This window comes from Tabrizicola sp., assembly GCF_036781545.1.
In the GTDB taxonomy this organism is placed as follows: domain Bacteria; phylum Pseudomonadota; class Alphaproteobacteria; order Rhodobacterales; family Rhodobacteraceae; genus Tabrizicola.
This window is the reverse complement of the sequence record NZ_DAIQAT010000117.1, coordinates 1-10,717: the sequence shown is the minus strand read 5'-3', so window position 1 is coordinate 10,717 and position 10,717 is coordinate 1. Positions and strand designations below refer to the sequence as shown.

Here is a 10,717-nt window from a genome sequence, read left to right as displayed (position 1 = left end):
CGCGTCAGCTGGCCTCTTCCTCCAGGTTCAGCTTCATCTCCAGAAGCACCTGCTGGATCGCCAGCGTTTCGCGCAGAAGCCGCTTGGCTTCGTTGATCGAGATCTTCCCGTCGCTGATCGCCTGATTGTATTCCGCCATCAGCATCCCGAAGCGCTGCGCCAAGGCGACCACATCCTGGTTCACGCCAGAGGAGGTCGCATTGCGCTTCTCGCCGTTGTAGGACAGCGTGATCCCCCGCAGATCGGCCAGCGCCGCCGTGACATGCGGGAAGCGGCTGGACGCTTCCAGCTGGGCCACCACGTCGATGGGCATGAAGCGGTCGTCGTGCTCGTCGCTTTCCGAATAATAGCGCCCGAGCGTCGCCTTCGACTTGCCCGTCATCTCGCAAGCGGCCTCGATGCCCACGTCCTTCACCAGGGCCTCGGTATGCTTTTTCAGGTAGGACGCTATCGACATCTGTCACTCCAATTGCCTGCCCCCACGTCAAGGCCGGGGAAACTCGAGATTTTTTTCCCATTAATCGGATGGGAACTCTTTGTCATGAATAAAGATGTTCCGGATGTCCGGAACGGTAGCGAGTGGCCGGTGTCCCCAGCACCGGCAAGGGTGGGGCCCGCCGCATCAGTCCGGAAACGGGCTGACGGCGGAGCCGACAAGCGCGGCGGGCCCGTGTCAGTGACAAGTGTGCGGCGTGATCCGCGTGTGAGTGTGTGTGTTTGGGCCCGCTTTCCCGCCCGCGTAAATGTTCCCGTCCGACACCGGGCCGCCTCCTGCCAGTCTTGCAGCGCGGCCCGGTGATCGGCTAGGGCTCGGCCATGGCCAAGCTCTATTTCCACTACTCCACCATGAACGCGGGGAAGTCGACCTCGCTTCTGCAGGCCTCGCACAACTACCGCGAAGGCGGGATGCAGACCTATCTGATCACCGCGCAATTCGACAACCGCGCCGGCAAGGGCCGGATCGCCAGCCGCATCGGCATCGGCGAAGAGGCGGATACTTTCGCCCCGGGCGAGGATTTGTTCGAAAAGCTGAAGGCGCGTTTCGAGGACGGCCCGGTTGCCTGCGTCTTCATCGACGAGGCGCAGTTCCTGTCCAAGCCGCAGGTCTGGCAACTGGCCCGCGCCGTGGATGACCTGGGCGTGCCGGTGATGTGCTACGGCCTGCGGGTCGACTTCCAGGGCAACCTCTTCCCCGGCTCGGCCGCCCTTCTGGCCTGGGCCGACGAGATGCGCGAGGTGCGCACGATCTGCCATTGCGGCAAGAAGGCCACCATGGTCATCCGCCGCGGCCCCGACGGGCGGGCGCTCAAGGAAGGCGAGCAGGTGGTGATCGGCGGGAACGAGACCTATGTCAGCCTCTGCCGCCGTCACTGGCGCGAGGCCGTGGGAGACGGGGCCGGCGACTGAACCGGCACTGGCCGGGCGATCAGCACGCCCGCCAGCACGATCAGAGACATGCCGAGAACCGCGATCCATGTCAGTTCTTCGCCCCAGAGCACGAAGCCCCAGGCGGCCGAGGCGGGCAGGATGACATATTCGAAGACCGACACCCGCGAGGCCTCGGCGATCTGGTAGGCCTTGACGATCATGCCAACGCCCAGAAGCGAGCCTGCGGCCTGAACGAAGGTCCACCACAGGAACTCGCCGGTGGGCCAGACCGGGCCGCGCTGCAGGAAACCCTCGGCCCCCTCGGGCACCGGCAGCGGGAAGGCCCAGAGCACGGCCATGCCGACCAGCCCGATCGCGCCGAGCACCCCGAAGAACCCGGCCAGGATCGTCTCGGCGCTTTCGCCCGCGCACCATTCGCGGGTGGCGATGTTGCCCATGGCGTAAAGCGCCCCCGAGATCACCGGCAGAAGCGCCGCGAAGGTCGCCCCCGACAGCGCCTCGGGACCGAGGACGAGGACCACCCCGGCAAAGCCCAGCACCACCGCCAGGATCTGCAGGCCCAAGATCGGGCGGCCATAGGCGAAGCGCTGGATCAGAAGGACGAAGATCGGCGCGGTGAAGAGGCCCGCCGCGACCTGCGCCACCGGCAGGAAGGCCAGCGCGCCGAAGTAGATCACCATCGCCGCGCCGTGGATCGTCGAGCGTGCCAGCACCGCCCCGGGCCGCCGGGGCCGTAGCTTCAGACCCAGCGGCAGCGCCACCAGCGCCAGGATCGCGAAGGCCATCGCCGTGCGGGTCGCATGGAACTGCCAGAGCCCGGCATCCCGCGCGATCACCCGGACATAGTTGTCGGTGAAGGCGATGACACAGGCATAGATCAGCACCGCGCCGAAGGCGGCGAGGGTACGGTTCGGGGCATGGGTCATCGGTCCGTCCGGCTGCATCGCCTGACTTGGCCCAAGAACGCGAGGCCGCGCCTGCCCGAACGCGACCTTCCGGGTCGCTGGCGTGCAAGCGAACCGGGTCATTGTCGCCGCCGTCGGGGGCGGGTAAGCTGCGGCAAAACAGGCAGAGACCCTTTCAGCCGATGACGGCGCTACGGAAGTATCAAAGGCTGGAATGCGGGGGCCTGTGGCGCGAGACGCCGCAGGACCAGCGGCGTGAGGTGCTGGTGCGCTTCGGCGATGCGACGCTGGTGCTTCTGGATCCGAAAAGCGGGGCCGCGGTCAGCCACTGGTCACTTCCCGCCATCGAGCGGATCAACCGGGGGCAGGAGCCGCCGGTCTTCGCCCCCGGCCCCGAGGCGCTGGAAAGCCTGGAACTGGACGATCCCGACATGATTGCCGCGCTGGGCACCGTGCGGCAGGCGGTGCAGGCGGCGACGGCGCGGCCCGGGCGGTTGCGCGGGGTGCTGCTGGGGGGAACGGCGGCGGCGGTTGTGCTGGCCGCCGTGATCTGGCTGCCCGGCGCGCTGGTCAGCCATACCGCCAAGGTCGTGCCACCCGCGCAGCGCGCCGATATCGGCCAGCGCGCGCTGGATGATCTGATCCGCGTGACCGGCGCCACCTGCAACGGCCGGTTGGGGCTGCAGGCGCTGGCCGCGCTGTCGGAGCGGGTCTTCGGCCCGGTCGACACGCCGATCCTCTACGTCCTGCCCGAAGGGGTGGAACAGCCGCTGCACTTGCCGGGGGATGTGATCATCCTGCCGCGCAAGCTGATCGAGCAAGCAAACGGCCCCGAGGCGGCGGCGGGCGCGGCACTGGTGGAACGCCTGCGGATGAAGGCGCGCGATCCCATCGTGCCGCTGCTGGAATATGCGGGCCTGCGTGCGACCTTCGAGCTTCTGACCACCGCCAGCCTGCCCGACACCGCGCTGAACGGCTATGGCGAGGCGATGCTGCGCGCCGCGCCGGTCGCCCTGCCCGATGCGACCGTGCTGGCGGCCTTCGAGGCCGCGCAGATCCCGGCGACGCCCTATGCGCTTGCCATCGACCCGGAGGGCGGGGCCACGGCAGGGCTGGCCACGAACGACCCCTACAAGGGCCTTGCGCCCTCGCCGCTGATCCCGGACGAGTCCTGGGTCGCGCTGCAGGGCATCTGCGGCGGCTGACGCTAGGGCCGGATCACCGTTGCCTCGGAAAACCCGGCCTCGCGCAGCGCATCGCGCGCCGCCGACGCGGCCTCGGCATCGCGGAAGGGACCGGCATAGACTGTGATCAGGGCCGCCTCGGCGCCCGCCACGCTGCCCCGGACAGTGCTGTAGTTCAGCCTCGCCAGATCCGCCTCGGCCCTTTCGGCCTTGGCCGCAGCCCCGTAGCTGCCGACCGCGACGAAATAGCCGCCATCGGTCCACTGACCGGCCTCGGCGCCCGAGGCACCGGCGGGCGGCACCGGCTGCACCCCGATCTCGTCAGCCACCGGCACCCGATGCCCCGAGGGCGGGTTGCCACAGACCGGCGCACCGTCGCGCGTCACCCGGGGAACCCAGACCACCTTGCCGCCGAACCCGGCGCGGACGAAGAGGCAGCCCTTGCTGTCGACATATTGCTGCCCGGCATAGCCCGCGGGGGGCAGTTCGGCGGGCTTAACCGGCTCGGCCGCGGCGGGCAGGGCTGCCAGCAGCAGCGCAATAGCCCCGCCCCGGATCATTTGGTCCCGAACATCCGGTCCCCGGCATCGCCCAGGCCCGGCACGATATAGCCGTGGTCGTTCAGATGGCTGTCCACCGCCGCGGTGACGATCGGCACATCGGGATGCGCCTCCTTCATCCGGGCGATCCCCTCGGGCGCGGCCAGGAGGCACAGGAAGCGGATCTGCCGCGCGCCCGCCTGCTTCAGCAGCGACACCGCCGCCGCGCTGGAGTTCCCCGTCGCCAGCATCGGGTCGACCACGATGGCGATGCGGTCCTCCATATGGTCGGGCAGCTTGTTGTAGTATTGCACCGGCTGCAGCGTGTCCGGGTCGCGGTAAAGGCCCACGAACCCCACTCGCGCGGCCGGGATCAGCTCCAGAATTCCGTCCAGAAGACCGTTCCCCGCCCGCAGGATACTGACCAGCGCCAGCTTCTTGCCCTCGATGGCGGGGGCGTCCATCTCCTCCAGCGGCGTCTCGATCCGCTTGGTGGTCATCGGCAGTTCGCGCGTGACCTCATAGGCCAGAAGCAGGCTGATCTCGCGCAGGAGCTTGCGGAAGCTTGCCGTCGAGGTGTCCTTCTCGCGCATCAGCGTCAGCTTGTGCTGGACCAAGGGGTGCGACACGACGGTCAGGTGTTCCAGCATGTCAAATCTCCAGCTTCTTCGCGATCCTTGCCTTGGTATCCGCATCGCAGAAGGCCGCGTCAAGCGACTGCCGCGCGATCCGACGGAATTGCCCCTCGTCCCAGTCGAAGGCGCGGTGCAACTCCTCGTATTCCCGCGCCATGGTGGTGTGGAAGAAGGGCGGATCGTCGGTCGAGACCGTGACCTTCACGCCCCGCCGGTCGAGTTCCGCGATGGGATGGTCGCGGAAGGTGGGATAGATGCCCAGCGTCACATTCGATCCCGGGCAGACCTCCAGCACGATTCCCTTCTCGGCCAGTTCGTCCACCAGCGCGAGGTCCTCGATGGCCCGGACGCCATGGCCGATCCGCTCCACCTCCAGGTCGCGCACCGCATCCCGCACGCTTTCGGGCCCGCCCCATTCCCCGGCATGGGCGGTCAGCCGCAGCCCCGCCTCGCGCGCGCAGTCGAAGGCCCAGCGGAAATCCTTGGGCGCGCCGATCTTCTCGTCCCCCGCGATACCGAAGCCCACGATCCAGTCCCCCGCCGTCTCCGCCGCGCAGATGGCGGTCTCGCGCGCCTTGTCGGGGCCGAAATGCCGGATGCAGGTGATCACACCGCGCAGGGTGATGCCCATCTGCCGCTCAGCCTGGTCGGCGGCCTCGCGCATCGCATGCAGGTATTCCCGCCAGGCACCGACATCCCGCCCGCCGCAGAAATCGGGCGAGAGGAAGGTCTCGGAATAGACCACGCCGGAGGCTGCCGATTCCTCCAGCACGGCGAGGGTCAGCCGCGCGTAATCCTCCGGCGTCTGCAAGGCCGAGGTCGCCGCCTCATAGACCTTCAGGAAGTCCCAGAAATCCTTGTAGCGATACTGCCCCCGCTCATCGAAGATGCCGGATATGTCCAGATGCTTCTCCTGCGCCAGCCCCCGGATGAAGGCAGGCGGTGCCGCACCCTCCAGATGCAGATGCAGTTCGACCTTCGGCAATCCGCTCACGCAACGCTCCTGATGTCTTCTGTTTCCAGATATCCCGGGGTCCGGGGCAGTGCCCCGGGGTTTGTCACAGAAAGCTCCGCCCCGGCCCCTCTGCCGCGACGCCCAGACGCGCCGCTATGCTGGCCCCCACATCGACATATCCGCAGATCCCGATCTCCCGCAGGCCGGTGCCCCAACCCGTCACCGGCACCCGTTCACGGGTATGCTCGGTGCCCCGGAAGGTCGGATCGTTGCCATGATCGGCGGTGAAGATGGCAAGGTCGCCGGGCCGCAGGTTGGCGAAGAACCGCGGCAGGCCCGCGTCGAACCATTCCAGCGCGCGGGCATAGCCCGAGACGTCGCGGGGATGGCCATAAAGCGTGTCGAACTCGACGAAATTCGCAAAGGTCAAGGAGCCGGGCTCCGCCTCCGCCCCCAGCCGGACAAGATGTTCGAAAAGGTCAGCATCGGACTTGCCCTTCCACAGCTTCCCTATCCCGCGCATGGAAAAGATGTCGCCGATCTTGCCGATGGCATGGGTCGCCCGCCCTGCCCCCGCCACCCAGTCCAGAAGCGTCGGTGCGGGCGGGGCGATGGCAAAGTCCTTGCGGTTCGAGGTCCGCTTGAAATCGCCGCATTCGCCGGTGAAAGGCCGCGCGATGACCCGGCCCACCTTGCGGGCGTGCAACATGGGGGCAAGGTCGTGGCAAAGCTTCAGCAGGCGCTCCAGCCCGAAGGCCTCTTCATGCGCGGCGATCTGGAAGACACTGTCCGCGCTGGTGTAGCAGATCGGCCAGCCGGTGCGCAGATGCTCTTCGCAATGCTCGGCGATGATCGGCACGCCCGAGGCATGGCAGTTGCCGAGGATGCCCTCGGTCCCCGCCAGACGGCAGACCTCGGCCACGATGTCGTCGGGGAAGGCCGGGATGGTGTCGGGGAAATAGGTCCAGTCCCAGGGCACCGGCACGCCCGCCAGTTCCCAGTGTCCCGACGGCGTGTCCTTGCCGCGCGACACTTCCGTCGCGGCCCCCCAGAGCCCCTCGGGCACCGCATCCAGACCCGGCGTCGCCGCGCCCGAGGCCAGCCTTATCGCCGCCCCCAGCCCCAGCCGGTCGAGGTTCGGCATCTTCAGCAGGCCGGAGCGGCCCTGTTCGGCCCGCCCCTCGGCACAGGCCTGCGCGATATGGGCCAGCGTGTTCGACCCCTCGTCGCCGAAAGACGCCGCATCCGGCGCACCGCCGCAGCCCACGGAATCCATCACGATCAGAAAGGCCCGACCCTTTGCGTTGGACATCAGCCGATCCTCTTCTGTATCAGCGTCGGCTCTTCCGGCAGCTCGGGCACGATCCCGTAGGCCACCTGCACCGCCCTCACCGCCGCCCGCGCGGCATCTTCCGTCACCGCATGGACCATCGCCAGGGGAACGCCCTCTCCGGTCTCCTCACCGATCCCCGCCAGATCCGACAGCCCGACCGAAGGGTTCACCCGGTCGCCTTCCCGCAGGCGGCCGCCGCCCAGATGCACCACCGCCTGCCCCAGCACCTCGCCGTCGATCCGGGCGACGAAGCCGTCGGCCAGCGCGGGCACCTCCATCATCACCGGGGCCGAGGGCAGCCGGTCCGGCCAGCGGTCGACGAAATCCGCAGGGCCGCCCTGAGCCACGACCATCCGCCCGAAACATTCCGCCGCCGCACCCGTTTCCAGCGCCTGCGCGATCCGCCCCTCGCCATCTGCCGCGTCCGATGCCAGCCCCGCCAGCGCCAGCACCTCGCCCCCCAAGGCAACCGTCACGTCCCACAAAGCCACGTTGACCGAGGTGCCGGTTAGCGTCTCCATCACCTCGATCACCTCCAGCGCATTGCCCGCCGCCGTCGCCAAGGGCTGCGACATGTCGGTGATCAGCGCCGAGGTCATGCAGCCCGCCCCCTGCGCCGTCTTCACCAGCGACCGCGCCAGCGCCTCGGCCCGTTCCGGCGTCTTCATGAAGGCGCCCGAGCCGCATTTCACGTCCAGCACCAGCGCCTCCAGCCCGGCGGCCAGCTTCTTCGACAGGATCGAGGCGGTGATCAGGTCGATGCTCTCCACCGTGCCCGACACATCGCGGATCGCATAAAGCCGCCGGTCCGCCGGGGCGAGGTCGGCCGACGCTGCCACGATGGCGCAATGCACCTCGGCCATCTGTCTGCGCAGGGCGCCTTCGGTCAGCCCCGTCCGGAACCCCGGAATCGCCTCCAGCTTGTCCAGCGTGCCGCCCGTATGCCCCAGCCCGCGGCCCGAGATCATCGGCACATAGGCCCCGCAGCAGGCCAGCGCGGGGGCCAGCAGCAGCGAAGTGCAATCCCCGATCCCGCCGGTCGAATGTTTGTCCACCACCGGGCCGGGGAGGTCCCAGTCCAGAACCGCGCCGCTGTCCCGCATCCCCCGCGTCAGGGCGACCCGGCCCTCCTCGGACAGGCCCTTCAACAGCACCGCCATCGCGAAGGCCCCCGCCTGGGCATCCGTCACCGCGCCGGAAGCAAGGCCCATCGCGAACCAGCGCAGCTCCTCGGCAGAGGGCTGGCCGCCGTCCCGCACCCGGGCAATGATGGCGCGGGCGTCGGTCACGCCCGGTCCATATGGGCGGCGGTGAAGACGCCCGGCAACAGGTCAGCCACCGTCATCACCTTTTCTTTGCCGTCGGTGGTGCAGAGCGTCACCCGCACCTCCTGCCCCGCAAATTCGGCGATCTTCTGGCGGCAGCCGCCGCAAGGGGGCACGGGATCGGGGCTGTCGGCGATCACCAGAACCTCGGCGATCCTTGTATCCCCGCTTGCGATCATCGCCGCGATGGCCCCGGCCTCGGCGCAGGTGCCTTCCGGGTAGGCGACGTTCTCGACATTGCAGCCGACATGCACGGCTCCGCTGGGCGACCGCAGCGCCGCCCCGACCTTGAACCGCGAATAGGGCGCATAGGCCCGCTCGCGCACCGCCGTCGCCGCCTCCAGAAGCGTCATCGCCCTCTCCCTGACCATTTGGTCAGAGTGTGGGGCCGCCCGCAGATTTCCGCAAGCCGGGTGTGTTCGTCGGTTGCCTTCGGCTGCTCCTCGCGGGCCTGGACCGACGAGAAGGCGAAGCCGGAGGAGGAGGCTACCTGTCCACCACCCGCGTCGGCGGATTGCCGGGCAGGGTCACCTCCAGCAGTTCCAGGTCGGCCGTCGCATCGGAATAGCGCGTGGCCATGCCGGGCGGGATCACGAAGGCATCTCCGGGAGACAGGCGGTAGGGGTCCTTGCCCTCGCCCTCCAGCGTCATCCCGCCGGTCATGACGAAGGTGAAAAGGATATCGCCGTCATGCACCGTCCAGGGCGCCGCCTGCCCGGTCGGCCGCGCCACCATGACCGAGGCCACGCCCTTCGTATTCTCGTTGATCGTCGTGTCCCGCGCCTCGAAGCCGGGGATGCGGAAGGGCTTGAATACCCCTTTCGACCCGATGTCATGGACGAACTTCTGCCCCTCCCATTCGCGATCCGGCCGGTAATGCGGAGTGGGCAGTTTCATCTCATGGTCGATCTCGGTCACATGCTCGGCCGGCACCCCGATCTCCACCACCTGCACGCCTTCGGAATGCAGCACCTTGTGGCGGATGGTCGGGGGCTGGATGAAGCAGTCTCCCGCATGGATGCGGCGGATATCGCCCTGATCCTCATACAGAACATCCACCCAGCCCGCGACGCAGAAGATCAGCTGGAAACCCACCTTATGGAAATGCACCATGTCCGGCACCGGGCCGTCGGGCACGCGGATATGGCTGGCGATCATCGCGCCGCCCAGACGGGTGGGGATCAGGTCGCGATACTCCATCCCCGCGCGACCGATCACCCACGGCGCCTGGTCGGCGAGGCGGCGCACCACGAAGGCATGCTCCGTCGCAGGCGTCACCACCGGCGGGTTCAACTCGTCGATCTCTACCTTTGTCCCGTTCGGCGCTGTCAGCGCCTTCGCCCCACCCGCAAAACCCGGATCGTCGGTCAGGATACGCAGCGTGCCGGGGGCTTCCGGCGCGTCCCTCTCGATCCGAAGGCGCACGCCGTGGCCGGACAGCACCGCGACCGAGGGGTTGTCGGCGGGAAAGATCATGTCCAGTCGGAAGCCCAGCGTCTTGGTGAAGAACGGCAGGTCGTTGCGCAACTCCTGCGTCGGCAGGCGGATTTCGGCGCGGATTTCGTCGGTCATCGGCAGTTCCCTTCAGACGATCAGGCCGGTGGCAAGGCCCCGGCGGTAGCTTTCCTCGGCATCGTAGATGAAGCGCAGCATCCGGTCCTGCGCGGCAAGGCTGTCGGCGCTGCGAAACGCGGCGAGCAGCGTGCGCAGCCCCGCAAGAATGGTCGCGCGTGCCTCCGGGTCGGGCAGGGTGGCGAAGCGCACCGATTGCACCTGGCCGGAGTAACGCTGGATCGACTGGCGCAGTTCCTGGTTCCTGACCGCGCCCAGCCAGCCGTTGCGAAAGCCCTCGGCCCCGCGGTGGAAGGCCGCCACGTCCGGCCCCGCGCCCTCGGCCAGTGCCAGCGCCGCGCCCATCGCGGCAAGGTCGCCCTCGCCCCGGTCGCGGGCCACGCCGGCAACCGCGTGCGGCTCCAGCAGGCGGCGCAGGACGAAGACCTCGGCGATGCGGTCGGGGCTCAGGTTCGGCAGGGCAAAGCCCCGGCTGGTGCTTTCCAGATAGCCTTCCGAGACGAGTTGCATCAGCGCCTCGCGCACCGGCATCCGGCTGACGCCCATCTCGGCGGCGATGGCATGGTCGACCAGACGGGTGTCCGGCGCGATCTCCCCCTGCAGGAGGCGAGAGCGGAGGAGGTCATGGATACGGGTGCGGTGGCTGGTGCGGGGCATAGGGGCGACTGGAGGCGTCGAGTAAAAGTATACTGTTTTTGGACAGAGTCCAGGCATATTCGCAGATATGCGTTAAATTTGGAGATTTATCCGCAAGATCTGTATACTTATATCCGACCCCGCTCCGGCACCTTCCCGCAAAGCCGAAAAACACTTGCTGGTTTTCATTGATTTCCATCGGCGGCAAATGCAGGCATTCTGCCACGGCAAAGCCGTGCGGACC

General features: G+C 68.1%; 13 protein-coding genes. 2 read left to right on the top strand and 11 right to left on the bottom strand.

The window, feature by feature from the left end; translation table 11 throughout:
* Window positions 1–4: 4 nt before the first annotated feature.
* Entirely contained in the window at window positions 5–457 is a 453-nt protein-coding gene (locus V7Q39_RS15260) for a hypothetical protein (protein WP_333817467.1), read from the bottom strand.
* Between the two features lie 359 nt (window positions 458–816).
* On the opposite strand from V7Q39_RS15260, the gene V7Q39_RS15255 reads away from it, so the two are divergent.
* Window positions 817–1,407, top strand: coding sequence for a thymidine kinase (locus V7Q39_RS15255; RefSeq protein WP_333817466.1), 591 nt, complete (start codon window positions 817–819; stop codon window positions 1,405–1,407).
* On the opposite strand, the gene V7Q39_RS15250 is transcribed toward V7Q39_RS15255, so the two are convergent.
* Window positions 1,368–2,315 (bottom strand): DMT family transporter, encoded by a 948-nt coding sequence (locus tag V7Q39_RS15250; protein WP_333817465.1) that lies wholly within the window; start codon window positions 2,313–2,315, stop codon window positions 1,368–1,370. The genes V7Q39_RS15255 and V7Q39_RS15250 overlap by 40 nt on opposite strands.
* Before the next feature lie 161 nt (window positions 2,316–2,476).
* Between V7Q39_RS15250 and V7Q39_RS15245 the strand changes: the two genes are divergently transcribed.
* Complete coding sequence (locus V7Q39_RS15245) at window positions 2,477–3,499, top strand: hypothetical protein (protein ID WP_333817464.1); 1,023 nt, start codon at window positions 2,477–2,479, stop codon at window positions 3,497–3,499.
* 2 nt (window positions 3,500–3,501) lie between these two features.
* On the opposite strand, the gene V7Q39_RS15240 is transcribed toward V7Q39_RS15245, so the two are convergent.
* The 9 genes from V7Q39_RS15240 to V7Q39_RS15200 all read right to left on the bottom strand — a co-directional run.
* A complete protein-coding gene (locus tag V7Q39_RS15240) occupies window positions 3,502–4,038 on the bottom strand; it encodes an SPOR domain-containing protein (protein ID WP_333817463.1) in 537 nt (178 codons plus the stop codon).
* The gene (upp, locus tag V7Q39_RS15235; protein WP_333817462.1) at window positions 4,035–4,667 is read right to left on the bottom strand and encodes a uracil phosphoribosyltransferase; all 633 of its coding nucleotides are present in this window, start codon (window positions 4,665–4,667) and stop codon (window positions 4,035–4,037) included. The genes V7Q39_RS15240 and upp overlap by 4 nt, the downstream gene beginning before the upstream one ends.
* Window position 4,668: 1 nt before the next feature.
* On the bottom strand, window positions 4,669–5,646 hold the full coding sequence (locus V7Q39_RS15230) for an adenosine deaminase (RefSeq protein WP_333817461.1): 978 nt from the start codon (window positions 5,644–5,646) through the stop codon (window positions 4,669–4,671).
* Between the two features lie 64 nt (window positions 5,647–5,710).
* A complete protein-coding gene (locus tag V7Q39_RS15225) occupies window positions 5,711–6,919 on the bottom strand; it encodes a phosphopentomutase (RefSeq protein ID WP_333817460.1) in 1,209 nt (402 codons plus the stop codon).
* Complete coding sequence (locus V7Q39_RS15220) at window positions 6,919–8,229, bottom strand: thymidine phosphorylase (protein ID WP_333817459.1); 1,311 nt, start codon at window positions 8,227–8,229, stop codon at window positions 6,919–6,921. Before V7Q39_RS15220 ends, V7Q39_RS15225 begins: the two co-directional genes overlap by 1 nt.
* On the bottom strand, window positions 8,226–8,636 hold the full coding sequence (locus V7Q39_RS15215) for a cytidine deaminase (protein WP_443082531.1): 411 nt from the start codon (window positions 8,634–8,636) through the stop codon (window positions 8,226–8,228). Before V7Q39_RS15215 ends, V7Q39_RS15220 begins: the two co-directional genes overlap by 4 nt.
* A 115-nt stretch (window positions 8,637–8,751) precedes the next feature.
* Window positions 8,752–9,837 (bottom strand): cupin domain-containing protein, encoded by a 1,086-nt coding sequence (locus tag V7Q39_RS15210; protein WP_333817457.1) that lies wholly within the window; start codon window positions 9,835–9,837, stop codon window positions 8,752–8,754.
* Window positions 9,838–9,849: 12 nt separating this feature from the next.
* A complete protein-coding gene (locus V7Q39_RS15205; RefSeq protein WP_333817456.1) occupies window positions 9,850–10,494 on the bottom strand; it encodes a GntR family transcriptional regulator in 645 nt (214 codons plus the stop codon).
* A partial coding sequence (locus V7Q39_RS15200) for a hypothetical protein (RefSeq protein WP_333817455.1) occupies window positions 10,460–10,717 on the bottom strand: 258 nt, incomplete at its 5' end. The genes V7Q39_RS15200 and V7Q39_RS15205, both read right to left, overlap by 35 nt.